This is a genomic window from Synechococcus sp. MIT S9508 (assembly GCF_047303045.1).
GTDB lineage: Bacteria > Cyanobacteriota > Cyanobacteriia > PCC-6307 > Cyanobiaceae > Synechococcus_C.
Genome location: NZ_CP138941.1, coordinates 675,703 through 698,191 on the forward strand (window position 1 = coordinate 675,703; position 22,489 = coordinate 698,191).

The following is a 22,489-nucleotide window of genomic DNA, read 5'->3' on the forward strand; positions in this document are numbered from 1 at the left end:
CCTTCTCCCAGCTCTGGTTGTGACCGCTGGACTCTCCGTTGATCAAGGTCGAAAGGCTGAGCAAGACGTACCGCGTTGCTGATAAGCAGCCTGGCCTGGCCGGCACCTTGCGCCATTTTCTGCGTCGTCGCCAGCGGGATGTGTCGGCGGTTCGGGATGTGTCTTTTGCGATCGCTCCCGGAGAGATGGTGGGTTTTCTTGGAGCCAATGGCGCCGGCAAGACGACCACGCTCAAAATGCTGTGTGGCCTCATCTATCCCAGTTCTGGTCAGGTGATGGTGGCTGGTCATCACCCCCAGCGACGGCACCCCGATTTTCTGCGGCGCATCACGTTGGTGATGGGCCAGAAGCAACAGCTCATCTGGGATTTGCCGCCGATGGATTCGTTGCGCGTTAACGCGGCGGTCTATGGCATTCCGAATCGAGTTGCCAGCAGACGGATTGCCGAGCTGTCGGACCTACTTGAGCTGGGCGAAGAACTCACCCGTCCGGTGCGCAAGTTGTCGTTGGGTCAGCGCATGAAGGCTGAGCTGCTCGCTGCCTTGCTGCATGAACCGGAGCTGTTGTTTCTGGATGAGCCGACCCTGGGGTTAGATGTGAACGCCCAGTTGCGGGTGCGCCAGTTTCTGGCCGAGTACAACCGCCGCACCGGTGCCACTGTTTTACTGACCAGTCACTACATGGCTGACATCACGGCTCTTTGTCCCCGTGTGTTGCTGATTCACCAGGGTCAGTTGTTCCATGACGGTCCCCTGGATCGCCTCACCAGTCGTCTGGCGCCGGAGCGCCATGTGCGGCTTGAACTGGAAGAGCCCGCTCCTGCCGAAGCCTTCTCTGGATTAGGTCATCTCGACAGCCTTGAGAACTGCGAGGTCAACCTGCGGGTGGACCCGGCATCACTCACCAGGGTTCTGGCACAGATCCTGGAACGTTTTGAGGTGCGCGATCTGGAGGTGAATGACCCTCCGATTGATCAGTTGATCGGCGAGTTGTTTCGCCAGGGAAGCCTCTGATGCGTCTCTTCGGGCTCAATCGTCGAATCGTGCGCGCTCTGTTGGGCAGTCAGTACGCGCACATGCTCGAGTACCGCGCTGAGATCGCACTCTGGGCTTTGTCTGGAGTGCTCCCGTTCATCATGCTCAGCCTCTGGAGCGGCAGTGACGCCCGGTCTCAACTGGGTTTAGACGGGGTGGCTCTGGACCGTTATTTCCTCAGCGCCTTTCTGGTGCGTCAGTTTTCGGTGGTCTGGATGGTTTACGCCTTCGAGGAAGATGCCCTGTTGGGCAGGCTCTCGCCCTATCTGCTTCAACCGTTGCATCCTCTCTGGCGCTACGTGGCCTCCCACCTGGGTGAGCAGCTCACCCGGCTGCCCTTCGCTGCCGGCATTGCCGGTGTGTTTTTTTTGATTCAGCCGCAAGCCTTCTGGATTCCATCGCTGGGTGGATTTCTGCTGGCCTGGATCGCCACCTGGATGGCCTTTGCGATCGCCTTTTTGCTTCAGAGCCTGATTGCGACGCTGTGTTTCTGGAGCGAGAAAGCCACAGCGCTGGAGCGGTTGCTGTTTCTGCCTTTTCTGTTCCTCTCCGGATTGCTGGCTCCCTTAACGGCCTTCCCACCCGCGGTGCAGAACTGGGTGCGCTGGACACCCTTCCCCTATCTGATCGATTTTCCAGCTCGGGTCTTGTCTGGTGATCCGGTGGATCTGGCAGCAGGTTTCGCTGCACAGCTGGCGTGGGTGGGCTTGCTTCTGCCGCTGGTGTTGTTGCTTTGGCGAGCCGGTGTTCGGCGCTATAGCGCCATGGGGGCCTGAGATGGGGCGCTACTTGCGAACCTTGCGACGTTTCTGGGGAACCGCTCTGGCCACCCAGCTGGAATATCAGCTGAATGTGGTGGTGGAGCTGCTGGCCGTGGTCCTCAGCCTCGGCGGCAGCCTGCTGCTGTTGTCTCTTTTCTTTGGTCCCGGCCGGGAGCTTGGGGGGTGGAACTGGAACCAGGCTTTGATCGTTCAGGGGTTTTACACCGTGTTCGACGGCATGACGACCGCCTGGCTGAGGCCCAACCTGGGAGCGATCGTCACCTATGTGCGTGAGGGCACCCTTGATTTTGTGCTGCTCAAACCGATCGACAGTCAGTTCTGGGTGTCACTGCGCACCTTCGCTCCAGCGGGACTGTCTGAAGTCGTTCTAGGCCTAGGCCTGGCCGCTTGGGGAGCGCACCAATCCGGTGTCGTGTTCACTCCGGCTGTGCTGGTCACCGTGTTGCTGATGCTGACGGTGGCCGCAGTGATTCTCTATTCGCTGTGGTTTCTGATTGCTGCCACCAGCATCTGGTTCGTGAAGACTTGGAATGCCACGGAAGTATTGCGGGCAGTGCTGGCATCGGGCCGCTATCCGCTGGAGGCTTATCCCGCTCCCTTGCGGCTTCTGTTCACCCTGGTGGTTCCTGTGGCGTTTCTCACCACAGTGCCTGCTGAGGTGCTCTTGGGCCGGGCTTCACTCCCCTTGCTTGCCTTGGGTTTTGTCTTGTCAGCAGTGTTTTTTGCTGCTGCCCGAAGCTTTTGGTTGTTTGCACTGCGTCACTACACCTCGGCGTCCAGTTAACGGAGGTGATTCGGCTCTCATGACGTTGGGTTGCTTCGATTCAGTGAATTGATGAAGGTGTTCGAATCGGAGCCTGGTGCTGGATACAGCGTGGTGCAATCAAAGGCAAAATCAGCGCCGCTGCGTTGAACAATTCCAGCAATATCAAGAAAAATGGATTGTTGAATATCAAGCCAGTCTTTCCATACCGTTGTTTTGGTGAAGCAATAAACCATCATGTTGATCGATGATGCATCCCATTCGTTGAAGTTCACAAGAATGGTTTGGCTCTGATCAATGCCTGGATGTTGCTGAAGGTGTTTTCGAACCTCCTTAGAAATGCCGTCAATTTTTCCTAAATCTTCATAGCGCAAGCTGATATTAGCTCGAATTCTGCGGTTATACATTTCGCCTGGATTTTCAATTGGGTTTGTTGCAAACACTGAATTCGGAATATATAAGGGACGGCGGTCAAAAGTGCGAATTCTGGTGTAGTACCAGCCAATGTTTTCAACTGTCCCTTCCAGGTTGTTTGCGTTGATCCAGTCTCCTTCGCGGAATGGGCGGTTGAATAACAGCATGAAGCCAGAGAGAAAGTTCTGACTGATTTGTTGGGTCGCGAAGGAGAGGCCGATTCCTGCTCCGCCCAGCATGGTGGCAATGGCTGCTGGCGGAACTCCGAAGTTCACCATTAGAACCGCGGTCGCAACAAGCAGCACAAAAATGGTGTAAATCCTGCTCATCATGTTGATCAGCATGGCTTCATCCTGCTGATCCTCAATTTGAATCCATCGCCTCATCGATGCAGATCGCACCACGGTCTGGCCGATATTCATCATGGCCCAGGTGATGCTGGCGATCACAAGGGTTGTGGAGATTTTGTTCACTTGAGACTGAGCGACTAGTCCGAGTTCAAGCTGTTTGTTCAGTTGATGGATGATCCAGCTGGCATAGAGAGAAACGCCAAGTCCGAACAGCACAGGGCGCCGCAGGGCTGCTGCCAGATGGCTGCCCATGTTGCGTCCATGACGGCTCAACACCTGAAGTAGAAGCCAGGCACCCACAAGCACCAGGGTTCCTACCAGTAATCCAGTGTTGGTCTGCAGGAATTGCAGCTGTAACTTCACAGCCAATTGAGGCCCGGGCATGAGTCTCTTGTGTCGTAGTCGAGAACCTAGCTCACGTCGGTAGTGTTTCTGCTGTGCGGAGAAACCCACCCAGCAGCACGTGCCGTCGGAGCAATTGATGTCCCATAGCAGGCCGCAGGTATTTCACTCAATGTCTCGATCGTTGAGTCAGAAAATGACTTGTTCAGTGTTCCTTTGTCAGCGCCTATCGGATCAAGAGCGGTGCGGTCCAGTTGTTCCTGCTGCGCATAGAAAGGTGATGGCACCGATGGAGGAAGTATGGAAGCTATTACTCAGCTGATTGATGCACACGCGGTTCTGGGATGGCTGGAGTCTCCCGCAGGAGCTCTGCTGTTTATTCCGCTTTATGCCATCTGGGTGACGCTGCTGCTCCCCGGGATCTGGGCTTCGATGCTGGCTGGCGCGTTGTATGGCCCATGGTTAGGAAGCCTAATTGTGTTTGCGGGGGCGAGCCTTGGAGCGGAGGCTGTGTTCCTGCTTAGTAGGAACTGGCTCAGGGGCTGGGCGCAACAACGTTTGAGCCGTTTCCCGAAGTTGCTGGCGATTGAGAAGACCGTCAGTCGTGAGGGATTTCGCCTGGTGTTGCTGACGCGCCTCTCACCGGCGTTCCCGTTTTCGTTATTGAACCTGGCTTACGGACTCAGTGAGGTGAGTCTGCGGGATTACAACTTTGGTTTGATTGGAATCATTCCCGGAACCATTCTGTTCTGTGCTCTCGGCGCTCTGGCCGGCAGCGCTGCCAGGTTTGGTGAGGTGCTAGCTGGAGAGACCTCAGCGCAGGCCTGGGTACTTCGTGTCGTGGGAGTGCTGGCCACGGTGGCAGTGGTCTGGTTGGTGGGGCGTTCCGCTCGCAAAGCCCTTCAGGAAGCAGGAGCTGATGCTCAAGATCCTGAGGCTTGATCAGGATCAGGCAGGCGCCAGTCACGCAGAGCGGCGATGACAATAAACCAACCCAGCCGGGCTTTCGATGAGAATCCGCTGCGGCTGTGGAGGTCGGCATATTTGGCTCGACCGCATTCAGTTTTGATCCATCTGAAGACCAATGGACGGAGTCTTTTTGCGGTTTTCATTGGATTGAAGATAGAGGTTTTGAGCCACTGTATTTATTGATTTGATTTGGTATTACGCTGATCGTTACGTTGATGTCTTCAAGGCCTAGATCTTCTTTTCCTCTTTTCACAATGGCTGCAGAAAGATTGTTAGATAAGTCTTCTGTAAGCACCCCTTTTGGTGCGCTGAAGACCAAGTCCACTGTGGCTTTGTTGTCACGGACTTGGACATTACTGAACAGCATACGTACTCTCTGCCAGAGGTAGGGGTTATCGCTGGTGACTTTGAGCTCACGGACCTGCCCGGCTTTAAAGGCATCGAACTTACTTTCAATCTCCTGCTTGATGCTGAAATCGTGCAGCGCGGAAGAGAGGGGTATGCATAACAGTCCAAGTAGACCCAACCAAAGCAACAGATTTCGCCAGCACTGAACAAGGCTTCCGTAGCGCTGCACAAGGAATACGAACAGGCTCGCCACCGTGATTCCGATCAGGTTGGCGAGGAACAACAGAAAGGAGCCTTCGGAAATCTGATTGGTGATGCCGGCTACCGTTCCTCGACCAAACACCGCAACCACCTCTTTGCCTATGCTCAGGCCGATACCGCAGACACACAGCGGTGGAACCAGCGCCACGGCGACTGCGACTCCGGCCAGTGAATTGGATAGTCGTTCACGGGTCATGCTGAATGATCCGGCCACAGCCGCCGCAACAGCTATGCCCAGATCGATCAGGTTCGGAGCTGTGCGGGAGGTCATCTCCCGGTTCACTTCACTCACATCCAGCAGTGATGCCAGTAATGCTGAGGTGGCAACCACGGTGAGCACGCCGATCACCACCGTCAGCAGCGAGCGCTTTGCCAGCTTGTTGTTGCTGATCGAGAGTGCAAAAGCGAGGCTGAGGATTGGGTCCATCAGCGGCGCCACGATCATCGCTCCGATCACTACTGCGGCGCTGTTGGAGATCAGTCCCAGCGTGGCGATCACCGCTGCGCAGAGCAGCAGCACGAAAAAACCGAGTGAGGGTTTCGATGAGGCGATTTGGGCCTCGTAAAGCTCCTTGCGTGGGATCCGGCTTTCGAGGTTGATCTGCCATTCACCGGACAGATTGTTCAGAAAGCTTCCACAGGGAGATGAGGAGTCCAATGGGGCTATGTGTTGAACATGACGGCCTGTTCAGTCTCCGTCATCACAACCCGCGATCGGATGCATTGATCACGGGCCACGATTTTTAGAGTTCGGTGGATTGGAGCAAGGTGATCAGTTCCGCTTCATCGATCACATTGATGCCCAGTTTGTTGGCCTTCTCCAGCTTGCTGCCGGCCTCCTCTCCAGCGAGTACGAAGGAGGTCTTTTTGCTGACGGAGCCGCTGACTTTGCCACCTGCGGCCTCAATCAGCTCTTTTGCCTGACTGCGGCTCATTGAGGGAAGTGTGCCTGTGAGGACCACGGTCTGCCCGGAGAGCACTCCATCCGATTGGCTGCGACTTGCCAAGTCTTGACGCTCTTGCTCACTGGTAGCCAGTGAGAGGCCCACGTCTAGAAGTTGCTGAATCAGCCTCTGATTGGCTCCGGTGTTGAACCATTGCTGCAAGCTCTGAGTGATCTCAGGACCGATCCCATGCAGGTCGCTGATCGCTTCTGGGTGATCAATGGCGGTTTGGGACAGCGTGGCCACGTCTGGAAATGCTGCTGCGAGGGCTTTGGCGTTGACCTCGCCCACGTGGTGAATGCCGAGTCCATAGAGCTGGCGTGCCCAGGGCTGGGCACGGGATGCCTCCATGGCTGACACAAGGTTCTCCGCGCTTTTCTCCCCCATTCTTTCCAGGCTGCTCAGCAGTGCGGCATCAAGGCGATACAGGTCGGAGATCGCATGCACCAGGCCCCTCTCCACAAGCTGTTCGATCAATTTTCCGCCCATTCCCTCCACATCGAGAGCTCCCTTGCTGACCCAGTGACGCAGAGCGCCGCGCAGGATTGCCGGGCAACTGCTGTTCACGCAGCGGGTTGCGGCTTCACCGTTTTCACGAACCAGCTCGGAGTTGCAGCTAGGGCACTGATGGGGAAGGTCAAGGGGCTGAGCGCCTTCAGGCCTGAGTTCGGGAAGCACGCGAAGCACTTCAGGGATGATTTCACCGGCCTTGCGCACCACGATCGTGTCGCCGCTGTGGAGATCCAGTTCCGCCAGCCGGTCGGCGTTGTGCAGGGTGGCCCGACTGACGCTGGTGCCAGCCAGAGCAACCGGTTCGAATTCGGCCACTGGGGTGATCACGCCGGTGCGACCGACTTGGCAGGTGAGGCGTACCAGCCGGCTTGGAGCTTCCTCGGCGGGGTATTTCAGAGCGATGGCCCAGCGTGGTGCTTTCTGCGTGAATCCCGCGGTGTCCTGTAGGCGCAGGTCGTCGAGCTTCACCACCACTCCGTCTGTGGCGTAGTCAAGGTCGTGACGGCGGCTGTCCCATGTGTTGAAGAAGGTCTCCACCGCAGCGAGATCCGGCAGCAGGGCTGCATTGGGATTAACCCGGAAGCCTGCGCTTCTCAGCCAGCTCAAGCATTCCCACTGGCTGGTCGGGCGTGGCCCATCCCAGTCTTCCGGTAAGTGCAGTGTGTACGCGAAGAAATCCAGTCGCCGTGCCGCTACGACTTTTGGATCGAGTTGGCGCAGGGTGCCGGCACAGGCATTGCGGGGATTAGCAAAGAGCGGTTCATCCCGCGCTGCACGTTCGGCATTGATGGCAGCGAAGGTGCGGTCGGGAATCAGGGCCTCGCCACGAACTTCCACCCAGTCGGGTGGGGGATTCAGATGCAGCCTCAGGGGGATCGACGCGATGGTGCGCACATTGGTGGTGATCTCTTCTCCCTGTTCCCCATCGCCGCGGGTGGTGCCTCGGATCAGCACTCCGTTCTCGTAACTCAGAGCGAGGGCATTGCCGTCGATCTTGAGTTCACCGACCATGGCTAGTGCCGGCACGGGTGCACCCGCTTGTGGCTCTCTGTCGAGCACCTTCAGCAGGCGTGCATACCAGCTGCGCAACTCTTCGGGGCTGAATGCGTTGTCGAGGCTGAACAGCGGGATGCGGTGGGTCACGCTGGTAAAGCCCTCGGAGGGCGTTCCCCCTACGCGCTGGGTCGGACTGTCGCTGATCACCAGTTCGGGGTGAGCTGTCTCCAGATCCAGCAGTTCGCGGTAAAGCCTGTCGTAGACAGCATCCTCCAGTTCGGGAGCATCCAGCACGTAGTACGCGTGGGCGGCCCTGGTGAGCAGCTGCCTCAGTTCAGCGGCGCGCTCGCTGATCTGATTCGGCGCGGTGTCTGGAGCTGGAGCGGTCACGGGCAGGACGACTCAGCTTTTGACGGTGGCGATCCGCTCGATTTTCCAGGTGTCTTCCACCTTGGTGAAGGTGAAGTCGAGGGGCATCTCTTCCTTGTTTTCCGCGATCAGCTTCACGGTGAGGATCATGCTGCCCTCCTGCAAACGTGGCCGACCGGATTTGAGGTTGCGAAAGCGGTTGAGCTTTAGGCCTGCGAGGAAGCGAATGAATTGCTGTCGGTTGACGTGCTGCCGGTACGACTTGGTGGTGAGCAGATAGGCCGCATCCACACGGCCTGCCGCCACCTGCGTGAAAAATTGCTTGATCAGCGGGTTGATGCCGCGGGCGCTGAGCACCAGCTTCACGGCGGTGATCGTCCAATAAAGAAGCAGGGCACCACCCCCGGCCAGGAGGGCCTTGCTCCCGATCTCCCGCACCAGACCCAGATCCATCAGCTGATTTCAAGTGAGTGCAGAGTCTGACTGACGGACCGCTAGATGGAGGCAGACTGGGCCGACGATGTTGTTCAAGGCCATCGCCACTCATGCCGCTCGAGCCGCTGCTCCCTCTGTTTCATCGCCTGAATCGGGAGCATTTCGAGGGAGCTCTCTGCCAAGGACATCAACCCTTGCTGGCGTTGCGTTGGAGTGATGGTCGCTTGCGTCGTACGGCCGGTCTCTACCGGCGAGGACCTGCTGTCGCGCCCCCCTTCGGACGAGAAATTGTGTTGTCCAGGCCCTTGCTGGACCCTCTACCGAGAGAGGCTACTGAAAGCACCCTCTGTCACGAGATGATCCATGCCTGGGTGGACTTGGTGCTGAAGCGCGAGGAGGGGCATGGACCCTGCTTTCGACATCGCATGGAGACCATCAACGCCGCTCAGACACGATTTGAGGTCAGCGTTCGCCATTGCTTCCCTGTGCCACAGAGCTCTCCGCGCTGGATTGCGATCTGTCCTCAATGCGGCCACCAGACTCCGTATCGCCGCAGGATGCGTCAGGCGGCCTGTCGATTGTGCTGCGATCGGCTTCATGGGGGTCGCTGGAATGCCAGTTGTCTGCTTCGCTACGAACCAGCAGCGGAGCTGAGCTGAGCGGAATGGAGGTTTTTCTCTGGGTGTTGGAGGCAGGCGGCGTTTCGATTGTGCTGATTGGCCTGCAACGGGAGCGTTGGTTGCAGCACAGACGTCGGTAACGTCGGTGCATGGATTCACGTCGACAACGCTCGCAGCGCAGTCCTGATCCCTTGGACCGGCGGCTTGACCGCTGGTTGGATACCGGACGTCAGCTCGTGGATGGTGTCTCCGGAGCTAGACCGGGGCGACGCAGTTTCGATCGCCTGGATGGCGCCTCCCGCTTGGATGCGATGGGTCGTTGGGTTGGTGACCGAATCGACTGGCTGTTGGATGAAGAGGATGACTGGCGTGAGGTGTCTGAGCGGCCGCAGAGTTGGCAGTCCGCACGGCCTAAGCCTGCGGACGTTTCTCCATCGCTTGAACGATCAACGCCTTCTAGACGCAAACGGCCACTGCAGGCGCTCTCCCGCCGCCAGCCGGTGTTGCCTCCGTCCGTAACCACGACATCGTCTGTGAGTCCGTCCGTAGAAGATGATGTCTGGCCAGAAGATGACAGTTTCCGGGTAGAGCGCTGGAAGCGATCCGCCAATCGTGATGCTGTGACAGATTCTGGTTCTTCTCCGACAGCTTCTTCTTCGACAGCCTCATCACCAACCTCTCGGTCGTCATCCCGACGTCCCTTGCCACGTTCCAGTCGCCGTCGTGATTGAGCGACAGCATTTGGAGCAGGCTCTCAAGCAAGCCGAAGCCTTACGGATGGCCTGACCCAATCAGCTCAGTGCCGGTTGCTCAGTGGCCGGCACACTTGATAGCCGCAGCCCCGCTTGTTCAGTTGATGGTTGACGTCTTCCACCAGATCGGTGGGTAGCTCTTCGGCCATCTGATCAGCTGTCGTGGTGATCGATGGCGAGCCGGCGGTCATGGCCTCCAATAGATCTGTCCATTGGCTGATGCGCTCAGATCGCGATACTGGCCTGTAACCACATCGCTCAAGAATATTGGCGCAAAGATCAGCGTTCCAGAGCACCGAACGTCCACTCCGATGTGGTGTGAGTTGATCAACGGCACCTGCCGCGAGTGCTGCGTCTGTGGGACGTCCGTGTCGGTCACGCCATCCCTCATGTTCGAGGGCACGTCCGCAGTGGATTGAGGAGATGCCGAAATTGCGGCCCAGATCGTTGAGGGTTATCCAGGTGGAGGTGGCCATGGAACCATTGCCGATGAAGCCATGATTGCTCCAGCACAAGAGCCGGCAAGTTGTCAAGTGAAAATCCGCATCAAACGCTGATTTTCTTCATGACGTTGCATGAAGCGGTCGCCGCGGCGCTTCGCCGAGCCAGCGCTCAAGTGCTGGGCTGAACACTTCACGGATCACGGTGAGTTCTTTGCCCTGCCGAAAGAAGCGGTAATGGCGGCTCCAGAAGGGCCCTTGTTCGCCAAAACCTTCTTCCAGCCATGGCTCTGTGACTAGTGCTAGTCCATCCACTTCACGGAACAGTTCCGAGCGTCCTTGGGTGAGGCTGAGCCAGATCGGCTGCTCACGGTTACTCAGATTGCGCTCCGCTTCATCCTGATTCCACCAGCTTTCGGCCCAGGCCAGTGTGGTGGCGCCACATTTCAGCCACACTTGGCGGCGCAGCAGGGGTGGTTGCAGTTCCTGAACCTCCGCGGGTCGTGGTCCACCTGTTGTGTTGTTGAGGCTTGCGTCCGCGTCCATCGCGATCAGACGCACTTGCACGCTGTGACCTGTGAGCAAGCGCAAGTGCCTGGTGGGACTGCCATCTCCGAGCAGCATCAGTCTCCATGGGCCTGGCAGCCAGCCAGGTTCGTCGCCTGCCAGAACAGAGGATGTCGGGGCTTCCCACAGCACAGAAGGGGAGGGGATCAGGGCGCTCACCGTGTTCAGAAGGCACCTCCCACACTCAGGGTTTGCCTTGCACCTGATCGCTCAATCACCGCGCCATTGGCGCTGACGCTTTGCAGAGTCCAGCCGCTGTTGCCGATTGCTTCACCAGGAACCGTGGTGAGGGAAAGGTCACCGAGTTGAAAGATGGCTGAGCCGTCCCCGTTGCCGGCGTGAACGACACCAACCAGCAGAGGTTGCGGTGCGACCGCTGGTGCTTGACCAGCGAGTGAAGTGGTGCTGGTGACCTCGGCTGTCGGCAGTGGAACCGTGATCGGATCTAGTTGTGTTGACGATGCGTTCGGTAGTGCGGCGATCTCCAGTTCGTCTGCTGTTGGAGTCGCTTCGCTCGATGGCTCCGTGGCTGTCTGTGATGTGGTGATTGGAGCAGGTTTGTTTTGGTTGTTCGTGCGTTGAATGAGTTGGTTGTTGCGCAATCGTTCGACCAAGGCGAGATTGCCTTCCCGCTCCAGCGTCTGCTGGCTCAGCCGCCAGTCCAGTGCCAGGCCGCTGCTGCCCAGAACAGCAATCAGGCCCAGGGCTGCCAAAGAGACCTGAGGCCAAGACAACTCTGCTGGACTTTGATGACTCGCTTCCTGCTTTGTTGACTGCGGATTGACCTGGACCTGCACGGTCTTCAGGATGTTGTCGTCATCGTTGAACACGCGGTCGAGGACCTGCTCAGCGCGCAGGTTCCAGTAAGCCCTGGATGTGGGGATTTGAGGGGGCAACGCAGACCGGTCGTTGGTCCAACGCTATCGAGCATTGCTGCTTGAAGCGAGTGTCGTGCGCTTCTGGTCGCGGCGCTGCTGCAGTTCCAGCCAGACGAGCAGGGCGCTGAGATCAGCCTGGCTGACACCAGGAATCTGGCTGGCCTGGCCCAGGGTTAGCGGACGCACGTCAGTCAGTTTTTCGCGGGCTTCGCGCGACAGCGTGTTGATGTTGGCGTAATCGATCCCTGCGGGCAGTTTGCGTTTGCCCTGACGTCTCACCTGATCGATTTGTTGCTGTTGCCTCTGGAGATAGCCGCTGTATTTGATATCGATCTCAGCTCCTTCCCTCACCGGTAGGGGTAGATCGGCATCAGCCAAGCCAAGGCGTACCAGGTCTGCTGCGTGCATTCCTGGTCGGCGCAGTAGGTCGGCCAGGGTGATCGACCCTTTGATCGGTGCGCCGGTCTCTGCTTCCACAGCCGCTGCCACCGGGTCGCTCACTTTGAGCCGCTTGCTCTGCAGCCTTTGCTTTTCGGCTTCCATGGCAGCGAGCTTCTGCTCGAATAACTGCCAGCGGCGGTCATCGATCAGGCCTAGGTCTCGGCCGAGAGGTGTCAGGCGCCTGTCGGCGTTGTCGCCGCGTAGCACGAGGCGGTATTCACTGCGGCTGGTCAGCACCCTGTAGGGCTCGCGCAGATCCTTGCTCACCAGGTCATCGATCATCGTGCCGATGTAGCTGCTTTCCCGGGAGAAGTGCATGGCCTCCTGGCCGCGGATGCGCCGCACAGCGTTGAGTCCGGCGACAAGGCCCTGAGCAGCGGCCTCTTCATAGCCGGTTGTGCCGTTGAGCTGACCTGCGCTGAATAGTCCCTCCACCCGCTTGGTTTCCAGTGATGGCAGCAGTTGGGTGGCTGGAAGGTAGTCGTAATCGACTGAGTAAGCCGGTCTCAGCATCACGCACTGTTCCAGTCCAGGCAGGCTGCGCAGCAATTGCAACTGGATGGGCTCCGGCAGCCCGGTGGAGAACCCTTGCACGTAAATCTCGGGAGTGTCGCGACCTTCGGGCTCCAGAAAGATCTGGTGGCTGTCCTTATCGGCAAAGCGAACGATCTTGTCTTCGATCGACGGGCAGTAGCGGGGCCCCTTGCTGTCGATCACGCCGCCGTAGATCGCGGTGAGGTGCAGGTTGTCCTTGATCAGCTGATGGGTTGCCGCAGTAGTTCGGGTGATGTGACAGCTCATCTGTTCGCCACTGCTCCATGAGCCTGGGTCAAACGAGAAAAAGCGGTCTGCCGCGTCGCTGGGTTGTTCCTCCAGTTGATCGAGCGCGATGCTGCGCCGATCGACACGCGCTGGAGTGCCGGTTTTAAGACGGTCGGTGTGGAAGCCAAGCTGCTGCAGGGCTTCAGTGAGTCCTTCAGCAGCCTGCTCGCCGGCCCGGCCAGCGGCCATCGACTGGTGCCCGACCCAAATGCGGCCTCCCAGGAAAGTACCTGCAGTGAGTACAACCGCTTTGGCGCCGTAAACGCTGCCGAAATAGGTGCTCACACCCGTGATGCGGGCGGCTGTGCCTTGGCTGGGATTCCAGGCTTTTCCGCCGCCGTTTGGATCGCCTTCGATCTCCAAACCGGTCACCATCGCTTCGCGCAGAGCCAGGTTGGGGGTGTGTTGCAGCAGTTGCAGCATCTGGCGTGAGTACTGCCGCTTGTCGGTCTGGGCACGCAAGGCCCACACGGCTGGGCCGCGGCTGGCATTGAGGATTCGCTTCTGAATGGCCGTGGCATCTGCGAGGCGCCCGATTACGCCACCGAGGGCATCCACTTCATGCACCAGCTGGCTCTTGGCCGGTCCACCCACGGCCGGATTGCAGGGCTGCCAGGCGATTCGGTCGAGGTTGAGGGTGAAAAGCGCTGTGTTAAGCCCTAGGCGGGCAGCCGTGATCGCAGCCTCGCAACCTGCATGACCTCCTCCCACGACGATTACGTCGAAGACTTCAGTGGGGTCGGGACTGCTGCTCATGCATTCATTATCGGAATCAGTAGCGCTCTGGCCCCATTCACGTGCTGAAGGTTGTTGAGAGGTGTTTCATGTCAACCGTTTCACCACAGGTCAATGGTGCTTTGGTTTTGATCTGCATCGAGGCTCGAGATGGTCGGTGCCATCTGCAGAGATAGAAAGCTCTCCCAATTTGTGTCGGGACTGGTCTGTTGGGGTGTTAGGTCAATCTCCTCAAAGCTGGAATCAATTTGGTTGGATTCTTTGGGTAGTTCTGTTGCCAGTGTGATTTCGTTGGATGGTTGATTATCTTTTTGATCTTTTCTCAACCCGTTTGTTTGTGCACCATTGATCTGCTTCATGCTGTGTATTGCCATGCTGGTTATCAGAATGAATGGAGAAAGTGCGGCTCTGAGTAGTAGGAAAGCAGGTGACTCTTCTTCTTTCACAGTGCTCAATTCCAGGTCAATATTTTGATTTTCAGAGTCTGATAGACTGGTGTTGTCTGATGCTTGCATGAAACCTTCAAGAGTTAATTCGTTGGTCTTAGGAAGACTAATTGAAAAGATTTCAGTTTGTATTTGCCCCGGATTGTTACTGCTCTGCAGGCTTATCGCAATGTCTAGAGTGGAAATAGTCTCTCCTAAGCCTCTGTTATTGAGGTTGGCCCAAACGATTTGGGGCTGGTCCCAGTTTTTAGGAGTAAAATGAAGAATATTGGTCGAAAGTGTGGCGGGCAAAGTTTTGGCCTGAAGTTGTACCTTTGTGTCCTGATCAGGTTGCTTCAAAAGAGAGATGAAAATTGGAATTTCACCTGCTCTTTGATTTGGAACAGTATCTTCCCAGTCGGTCAGTACAAAGTTGGGAAGCATGACGCGTACGCCATTGTTCAGATTAAACGATGTCAGCTGATCCCACTGAATGGGTTGTGTTCCTTCTGTGCCAGTAACACCTTTTTGGGAATCGAATAATTCCGAATTCGCCGTTTGCAACTTCAAGATGCTGAGGTCATTGGAAGCGATAAGAAATGAGTCAGCAGACGTTAGGAAGTTCGAAAATTGGTTTGTTGTCGAACTTTTGTCGTTGCTTAATGAGCCGATCAGAGCATCAACGGTTTGACTACCTGCAGAGCTAGTAGTGTCTTTTGCTCCACTGACTGTGATATCGAAATTTTGTGAGGATGTAAGCGTTCCGTCGCTTGCATAAAGTGTGAAAGACTCAGTGAATGTCTGATCTGCTGCAAGATTATCGACCGCTGCAGTGTTTGGAGTATAGGTATATGCCCCAGTTGAGGAGTTGACATTGAGTCGTCCGTAAGACCCATTCATGACAGTGCTCGTAGTGCTGCCTGAGCTAATTCCATATTCCAAAACAGCTGATTCATCCGGGTCTGAAGCTATTAATTGGCCTGTAAGGTTTGTACTAGAAATTGACGTAGAATTTTCTTGATCGGCCACTGTTCCTCTTGTGATCGAGCTAAGTGTTGGCGCGTCATTGACCCCCGTAACTTGGATTTTGATGTTGGCACTGTCCTCATTTGCGAGGTCAGTTAATGTGTATGCAAAATTATCAATTTCTTTGTCGCCAGCATCTAATTTGTCTGCGTTATTTGCTGTGAAACGATAAGAGCCATCCGAATTAACAATCAATGAGCCGTAGGTTCCTTTTAATTCAGAACCTATTGCTTCGCGACTGAAGCTGCCGCTACTTGTTTCTTCTCCTGTCTTGATGCTTTTGATAAATAGCTTGTCACCGTCAATGTCGGTATCATTTTTTAAGATACCCTGGTGAGAGTCAAACAGTTTTGAGCTATCTTCATTGACATCTGCAGCATCATTGATTGCTGTAGGTGAATCGTTTATTCCAGTGATCGTGATTGTAATTTCACCAGTATCGATGCCTTCATCAGTACTTTGACTGTCTGTTATTTTGTATGTGAAAGTTTCGGTTGCTGTTTCACCTTCGAGTAATTTTTGAGCTGCTGTTTCTTGAGCGGTATAGCTGTATGTGCCATTCGATTCAATGGTCATTTGGCCATATGTTCCTGTCAAAGTTGCGCCTGCCGCAAACTCAACATTCGATTCTTGTTCGCTGCCGGCTCGAAATGATGTGATCGAAAGTGTATGGCTTTCAGGGTCAGTATCGTTCGCAAGTAAATTTGTTTGTGTAGGCGTTGCCACTGTCGATCCTGCATCGACACTTGCTGTTTCGTTAGTCGCAGAAGGGGCATCATTTCGCCCTCCAACGATGATTTTTGACTGGATTCCTGCCGAACTTGTGTCGCCGTCGTTGACAACCCAATCAATAGTCCTTGCACCAATCACAGGGTCTGCATCATCGGTATTGGTGTATGTGACTGTTTGCAGGGCGCTGACGTAATTCGCCTTTGTTGTTGATCCGCTCAGCGTCAGTACACCTGTCGTGGAATTCCAGCTTCCTGATACCCCGTAAGCATTTGTGAATGCGAGTTGATCTTCTGAGCTGACATATGTGTCACTGGAGATTGTGACAGTTGCGGATTCAATATTGGTATCATCGATATCACGTATATCAAGACTGCCGTCGATGACGATGACGTTCCCTTGACCTTCAATATATTTTTTTGTCTTAATTGCGTCGACGAGAAATGGATCATCGTTGACACCTGTAATGGTGATGGTTAGTTCTGTTGAGTCGGTTAGTTTTCCATCGCTGAGTCTGTATGAAAATATGTCGCTTTCTGTTTCTCCGCCAGCAAGTGCATCTGCTGTCGACTTGTTGGCGATATAGCTGAATGATCCATCTGTCTGTAGTGTCAGTTGTCCAAAGTCGCCATCGAGCGCTGTATTGAATTGGCCGACGCGTGGTGAGCTTGCACTGAGTACACCAGCATGGAAACTATTGATTACTAAGGTGTCCCCGTCTTCATCAGTATCGTTGCTGAGTATGAGCCCGGAAGCTGCCGTGATGTTGAGTGTTTCGTTTTCATTCACGGACCCACTATCTGCTTCCGCTACTGGTGCATTATTGACATCGATCACATTAATGCTGATCTCTGCTGTTGTCGTCAGAGTTCCATCTGTTGCAGATATTTCTAAGGTATGCAAATCACTCTTGTCGTGGTCGAGAGATTTTCCCGCTGCTAGTAATATCTTTCCTGTGCTGGATTCAATCTCAAAGAGGTCTAGGTCATTGCCATCGGTGATTGAGTAAGTAATTGAATCACCATCTTTATCTGTATCATTGCTTGAAGTGTTGTCATTTAGATCAAGTATTTCGCTCCCGCTGCTTATGTTCTCTAGAACATCTTCGCTTTGATCGGAAATCGAAGGTGGATTGTCATTGTCAGTGTTCTTGGTCGTGGTGGTGGCTGTTTCATTGCCTGCGTAGCCGCCTGTGTTGGAAGCGGTGGCGGTGAGTGTGGTGGTGATGTCGCCATCTTGCAGGCTGTCATCAACTCCTGTGACGGTGATGGTCTGAGCTGTATCCCAGTTGGCTGCGGTGAATGTCAGCGAAGAGGAGCTGAGTGAATGCTCCGTGCTGTCGGCACCGGTGAGGGTGACGGTGACATTGGCTGTGGGTTGAGCATCAAGAACGACGGTGAATGTGGATGTACCACCGGCTTCTGTGGTGAGGAGATTGCCTGAGCCATCGGTGGTTCCGGTCTGGGCAATGGTGATGCCGGAACTGTCGTTATCAGTGTTTTTGACTGTGGTGGTGGCTGTTTCATTGCCTGCGTAGCCGCCTGTGTTGGAAGCAGTGGCGGTGAGTGTGGTGGTGATGTCGCCGTCAACGAGGTTGTCATTGGCACCGGTGACGGTGATGGTCTGAGCTGTATCCCAGTTGGCTGCGGTGAATGTCAGCGAAGAGGAGCTGAGTGAATGCTCCGTGCTGTCGGCACCGGTGAGGGTGACGGTGACATCGGCCGTTGGTTTGGCATCAAGAACAACGGTGAATGTGGAGGAGCCACCGGCTTCTGTGGTGAGGAGATTGCCTGAGCCATCGGTGGTTCCGGTCTGGGCAATGGTGATGCCGGAACTGTCGTTATCAGTGTTTTTGACTGTGGTGGTGGCTGTTTCATTGCCTGCGTAGCCGCCTGTGTTGGAAGCAGTGGCGGTGAGTGTGGTGGTGATGTCGCCGTCAACGAGGTTGTCATTGGCACCGGTGACGGTGATGGTCTGAGCTGTATCCCAGTTGGCTGCAGTGAATGTCAGCGAAGAGGAGCTGAGTGAATGCTCCGTGCTGTCGGCACCGGTGAGGGTGACGGTGACATCGGCCGTTGGTTTGGCATCAAGAACAACGGTGAATGTGGAGGAGCCACCGGCTTCTGTGGTGAGGAGATTGCCTGAGCCATCGGTGGTTCCGGTCTGGGCAATGGTGATGCCGGAACTGTCGTTATCAGTGTTTTTGACTGTGGTGGTGGCTGTTTCATTGCCTGCGTAGCCGCCTGTGTTGGAAGCAGTGGCGGTGAGTGTGGTGGTGATGTCGCCATCGTCGAGACTGTCGTCGACTCCTGTGACGGTGATGGTCTGAGCTGTATCCCAGTTGGCTGCAGTGAATGTCAGCGAAGAGGAGCTGAGTGAATGCTCCGTGCTGTCGGCACCTGTGAGGGTGACGGTGACATTGGCTGTGGGTTGAGCATCAAGAACGACGGTGAATGTGGATGTACCACCGGCTTCTGTGGTGAGGAGATTGCCTGAGCCATCTGTGGTTCCGGTCTGGGCAATGGTGATGCCGGAACTGTCGTTGTCCGCGTTTTTAACGGTTGTCGAGACAGCCTTTGATCCCGAAAAACCTCCTGTATTGGAAGCGGTGGCGGTGAGTGTGGTGATGATGTCGCCATCGTCGAGACTGTCGTCGACTCCTGTGACGGTGATGGTCTGAGCTGTATTCCAGTTGGCTGCGGTGAATGTCAGCGAAGAGGAGCTGAGTGAATGCTCCGTGCTGTCGGCACCGGTGAGGGTGACCGTGACATTGGCTGTTGGCTCATTGTCAAGAACAATGCTGAAAGCGGATGCACCACCTGCTTCTGTGGTGAGGAGATTGCCTGAGCCATCGGTGGTTCCGGTCTGGGCAATGGTGATGCCGGAACTGTCGTTATCAGTGTTTTTGACTGTGGTGGTGGCTGTTTCATTGCCTGCGTAGCCGCCTGTGTTGGAAGCAGTGGCGGTGAGTGTGGTGGTGATGTCGCCATCGTCGAGACTGTCGTCGACTCCTGTGACGGTGATGGTCTGAGCTGTATCCCAGTTGGCTGCAGTGAATGTCAGCGAAGAGGAGCTGAGTGAATGCTCCGTGCTGTCGGCACCTGTGAGGGTGACGGTGACATTGGCTGTGGGTTGAGCATCAAGAACAACGGTGAATGTGGATGTACCACCGGCTTCTGTGGTGAGGAGATTGCCTGAGCCATCTGTGGTTCCGGTCTGGGCAATGGTGATGCCTGCTGTTTCGTTGTCGGTTGTTTTGACTGTGGTGGTGGCTGTTTCATTGCCTGCGTAGCCGCCTGTGTTGGAAGCAGTGGCGGTGAGTGTGGTGGTGATGTCGCCATCCACGAGACTGTCGTCGACTCCTGTGACGGTGATGGTCTGAGCTGTATTCCAGTTGGCTGCGGTGAATGTCAGCGAAGAGGAGCTGAGTGAATGCTCCGTGCTGTCGGCACCTGTGAGGGTGACGGTGACATTGGCTGTGGGTTGAGCATCAAGAACGACGGTGAATGTGGATGTACCACCGGCTTCTGTGGTGAGGAGATTGCCTGAGCCATCGGTGGTTCCGGTCTGGGCAATGGTGATGCCGGAACTGTCGTTATCAGTGTTTTTGACTGTGGTGGTGGCTGTTTCATTGCCTGCGTAGCCGCCTGTGTTGGAAGCAGTGGCGGTGAGTGTGGTGGTGATGTCGCCATCGTCGAGACTGTCGTCGACTCCTGTGACGGTGATGGTCTGAGCTGTATCCCAGTTGGCTGCAGTGAATGTCAGCAAAGAGGAGCTGAGTGAATGCTCCGTGCTGTCGGCACCTGTGAGGGTGACGGTGACATCGGCCGTTGGTTTGGCATCAAGAACAACGGTGAATGTGGAGGAGCCACCGGCTTCTGTGGTGAGGAGATTGCCTGAGCCATCTGTGGTTCCGGTCTGGGCAATGGTGATGCCGGAACTGTCGTTATCAGTGTTTTTGACTGTGGTGGTGGCTGTTTCATTGCCTGCGTAGCCGCCTGTATTGGAAGCGGTGGCGGTGAGCGTGGTGGTGATGTCGCCATCGTCGAGACTGTCATTGGCACCGGTGACGGTGATGGTCTGAGCTGTATTCCAGTTGGCTGCGGTGAATGTCAGCAAAGAGGAGCTGAGTGAATGCTCTGTGCTGTCAGTACCTGTGAGGGTGACGGTGACATCGGCCGTTGGTTTGGCATCAAGAACAACGGTGAATGTGGAGGAGCCACCTGCTTCTGTGGTGAGGAGATTGCCTGAGCCATCTGTGGTTCCGGTCTGGGCAATGGTGATGCCGGAGCTGTCGTTATCAGTGTTTTTGACTGTGGTGGTGGCTGTTTCGGTGCCTGCGTAGCCGCCTGTGTTGGAAGCAGTGGCGGTGAGTGTGGTGGTGATGTCGCCATCGTCGAGACTGTCGTTGGCACCAGTCACGGTGACGGTCTGAGCTGTATCCCAGTTGCTGGTTGTGAATGTCAGCGAAGAGGAGCTGAGTGAATGCTCCGTGCTGTCGGCACCTGTGAGGGTGACGGTGACATCGGCCGTTGGTTGAGCATCAAGAACGACGGTGAATGTGGATGTACCACCGGCTTCTGTGGTGAGGAGATTGCCTGAGCCATCGTTGGTTCCGGTCTGGGCAATGGTGATGCCACTGGCAGCGAAAATCCTTACGTGTCCAGAATTTACGCCTGCAGCACCCCTGTGAAACATCGCTCCAACGGCAACACTTTGTCCGTCGCCGCTGAGGCTTACCCCACTGTTCCCAACAGAAGCACTTGCACGATCATCTTCTGCTACTCCATGAATGTTTGAACCAACTTTTGTCCAGGTGTCACTGCTGCTCTGATACTCATAAATTCTTACGCGGCCGGCGTTGTTAGCTGCACCATCGGCCCATTGGGCGCCTATCGCTACTCGTTGTCCGTTTGCAGAGAGACTGACGGTCCCACCAAACTGTTGGCCATTTGCGTTGCCGTCAATATCTGCTCCAAGCTGTACTTTGCTAGAACCGCTAATGTCATAGATACGAACATGTCCTTTATTGCCTCCACCATGCAAAGGAGCTCCAATTGCAATGATATTTCCGTCGTCTGATAGTGAGACGGATCCTCCAAACTTATCATGTGCTGCTGTGCCAATGATGGTGAACTTTAACGACCATGTGCTGCCGCTTTTGTCGTAAACTCTGACCCGTCCTTTGTCAGCAACTCCGCCGCTGTTAAATCCATTCGAGCCGATTGCGACTCTGTTGCCATCTTCTGATATTGCGACTGAAGTGCCTGCGTATTCTTTCTTTTGTGTGCCGAGAATATTGCTGCCAACTTGATCCCATGCTGACCCATCCCATGTATAAATTCTTGCAAATCCTTTTCCGCTAAACTTCTTGACAGAACCAAATATTACCGAGTCGCCATCTCCAGATAGTTCCAGGGATGCGCCTGCTCGTCCCCCTGAGAGGCCTGCAATCGTGCTACCAAGTTTGTTCCATGTGCTCCCTGAAAGTTCATAAATAGAGATTGCACCGGATTTATCTCCTCCGTTATCATCTCTCGGTGCGCCAATGGCGAGTCTTGTGCCATCATTCGAGAGGCTTACTGAAGCGCCAAAAAAGTCTCCTTTGTTATCGCCATCGATGATCGCAATTTGTTCCCATTCGTTGTTGTTGTTTAATCTGTAAGTAGCAACACTTCCTTGTTGAGAATTGTAAGTACGATCATTCCAGCTTCCAATCGCTAATGTGCTTCCATCGCTCGATAGGCTGACAGCTTCCCCGCTCCTTGCACCTTTTTTTCTGCCTTCGATTTCATCATCTATTTGAATCCAATCCAAATCACCTTGCCAGGATTGGAGTTCACTGATTGGAACTAGTTCGGAAAGCTGCCGAGTATCTCCATATGGATTGGAGGTCTGAATTGCTTCTTTGTTGATCCTGCTTTGGCTTGTAAAGATCTCCGCTTTGGCGATCTCTCTGAGTCGATCAATGAACGCTTGATTTTGGCCGATTTGGCAGCACCACAGCACCAACGTGCTGATCTGCCATTCGGCTATGTCGGCGGCATGGCGCAGTAACGCGGCCTGATCGATCCAGGCGTCAGCCAACTGAATCCCTTGGCTGTTGCCATGGGCTAGGAGATGCAGTTCTTTGGCGGGTGTGCCTTGTTGCCTGCGTTGCTTGAGTGCCTCGCCGATCGTCGTCAGAGGAGAGCTGGTTCGATCAAGACAGATGCCAGCTTCTGCAGCCTCATGCCGAAGGGGAGGTAGCCCCAGGCCAGGAGCGACTACAACGGCTATTGAATGGTTTCGGTGCACTGGAGAGCAGTGCGAAGCAGCAGAAGAGGTGTCAACCTCTTCTGCGTCGATGGATTCAGTTGCTTTTGGGCTGTCCTCAGCCAACTCTCATTTGAATCTCAGAAACATTATTTGCCATGACAGAGGTTTTTGCATGAATGCAAGAGCCCGAGAGTGCGAAATCTTTTAGTCACGGGTTTTTCACCTTTCAAGACGGCTTTTCGTGAGATGGTTCGTTGTGACTGCACCTCCAGGTTT

At 55.3% G+C, this 22,489-nt stretch carries 16 protein-coding genes; 6 read left to right on the top strand and 10 right to left on the bottom strand.

Annotated elements, in window-relative coordinates:
- Positions 1-38: 38 nt before the first annotated feature.
- The 3 genes from SIB42_RS03460 to SIB42_RS03470 are packed head-to-tail and all read left to right on the top strand — an operon-like array spanning position 39 to position 2,600.
- Complete coding sequence (locus SIB42_RS03460) at positions 39-1,013, top strand: ATP-binding cassette domain-containing protein (protein ID WP_067093686.1); 975 nt, start codon at positions 39-41, stop codon at positions 1,011-1,013.
- Positions 1,013-1,810, top strand: coding sequence for an ABC transporter permease (locus tag SIB42_RS03465; protein ID WP_067093689.1), 798 nt, complete (start codon positions 1,013-1,015; stop codon positions 1,808-1,810). Before SIB42_RS03460 ends, SIB42_RS03465 begins: the two co-directional genes overlap by 1 nt.
- Position 1,811: 1 nt before the next feature.
- A complete protein-coding gene (locus SIB42_RS03470; protein WP_067093694.1) occupies positions 1,812-2,600 on the top strand; it encodes an ABC transporter permease in 789 nt (262 codons plus the stop codon).
- 17 nt (positions 2,601-2,617) lie between these two features.
- Here SIB42_RS03470 and SIB42_RS03475 read toward each other — a convergent pair whose 3' ends face one another.
- On the bottom strand, positions 2,618-3,727 hold the full coding sequence (locus SIB42_RS03475) for a mechanosensitive ion channel family protein (RefSeq protein ID WP_067093697.1): 1,110 nt from the start codon (positions 3,725-3,727) through the stop codon (positions 2,618-2,620).
- Between the two features lie 258 nt (positions 3,728-3,985).
- Here SIB42_RS03475 and SIB42_RS03480 point away from each other — a divergent pair, with 258 nt between their 5' ends.
- Entirely contained in the window at positions 3,986-4,627 is a 642-nt protein-coding gene (locus SIB42_RS03480) for a TVP38/TMEM64 family protein (protein ID WP_067093700.1), read from the top strand.
- On the opposite strand, the gene SIB42_RS03485 is transcribed toward SIB42_RS03480, so the two are convergent.
- The 4 genes from SIB42_RS03485 to SIB42_RS03500 form a co-directional block, all read right to left on the bottom strand.
- A complete protein-coding gene (locus tag SIB42_RS03485) occupies positions 4,609-4,797 on the bottom strand; it encodes a hypothetical protein (RefSeq protein ID WP_067093703.1) in 189 nt (62 codons plus the stop codon). The genes SIB42_RS03480 and SIB42_RS03485 overlap by 19 nt on opposite strands.
- Positions 4,794-5,921 carry a TIGR00341 family protein gene (locus SIB42_RS03490; RefSeq protein WP_067093706.1) on the bottom strand — a complete coding sequence of 376 codons (1,128 nt, stop codon included), beginning with the start codon at positions 5,919-5,921 and terminating at the stop codon, positions 4,794-4,796. Before SIB42_RS03490 ends, SIB42_RS03485 begins: the two co-directional genes overlap by 4 nt.
- Positions 5,922-6,006: 85 nt before the next feature.
- On the bottom strand, positions 6,007-8,070 hold the full coding sequence (gene ligA, locus SIB42_RS03495) for an NAD-dependent DNA ligase LigA (RefSeq protein ID WP_067093867.1): 2,064 nt from the start codon (positions 8,068-8,070) through the stop codon (positions 6,007-6,009).
- Between the two features lie 48 nt (positions 8,071-8,118).
- Positions 8,119-8,538, bottom strand: coding sequence for a hypothetical protein (locus tag SIB42_RS03500; RefSeq protein WP_067093707.1), 420 nt, complete (start codon positions 8,536-8,538; stop codon positions 8,119-8,121).
- A 92-nt stretch (positions 8,539-8,630) separates the two neighbouring features.
- On the opposite strand from SIB42_RS03500, the gene SIB42_RS03505 reads away from it, so the two are divergent.
- Positions 8,631-9,179, top strand: coding sequence for a SprT family zinc-dependent metalloprotease (locus SIB42_RS03505; RefSeq protein WP_067093710.1), 549 nt, complete (start codon positions 8,631-8,633; stop codon positions 9,177-9,179).
- A 110-nt stretch (positions 9,180-9,289) separates the two neighbouring features.
- Complete coding sequence (locus tag SIB42_RS03510) at positions 9,290-9,871, top strand: hypothetical protein (RefSeq protein ID WP_074160724.1); 582 nt, start codon at positions 9,290-9,292, stop codon at positions 9,869-9,871.
- A gap of 65 nt (positions 9,872-9,936) precedes the next feature.
- On the opposite strand, the gene SIB42_RS03515 is transcribed toward SIB42_RS03510, so the two are convergent.
- The 5 genes from SIB42_RS03515 to SIB42_RS03535 form a co-directional block, all read right to left on the bottom strand.
- On the bottom strand, positions 9,937-10,368 hold the full coding sequence (locus SIB42_RS03515) for a hypothetical protein (protein ID WP_067093870.1): 432 nt from the start codon (positions 10,366-10,368) through the stop codon (positions 9,937-9,939).
- Between the two features lie 87 nt (positions 10,369-10,455).
- Positions 10,456-11,049 carry a chorismate lyase gene (locus SIB42_RS03520; protein ID WP_082825014.1) on the bottom strand — a complete coding sequence of 198 codons (594 nt, stop codon included), beginning with the start codon at positions 11,047-11,049 and terminating at the stop codon, positions 10,456-10,458.
- A 14-nt stretch (positions 11,050-11,063) separates the two neighbouring features.
- Complete coding sequence (locus tag SIB42_RS03525; protein ID WP_067093721.1) at positions 11,064-11,795, bottom strand: hypothetical protein; 732 nt, start codon at positions 11,793-11,795, stop codon at positions 11,064-11,066.
- A 24-nt stretch (positions 11,796-11,819) separates the two neighbouring features.
- Complete coding sequence (mnmG, locus tag SIB42_RS03530; RefSeq protein WP_067093726.1) at positions 11,820-13,796, bottom strand: tRNA uridine-5-carboxymethylaminomethyl(34) synthesis enzyme MnmG; 1,977 nt, start codon at positions 13,794-13,796, stop codon at positions 11,820-11,822.
- An 80-nt stretch (positions 13,797-13,876) separates the two neighbouring features.
- Positions 13,877-22,336, bottom strand: a complete 8,460-nt coding sequence (locus tag SIB42_RS03535; RefSeq protein ID WP_413328398.1) for a VCBS domain-containing protein — start codon at positions 22,334-22,336, stop codon at positions 13,877-13,879.
- Between the last annotated feature and the right edge of the window lie 153 nt (positions 22,337-22,489).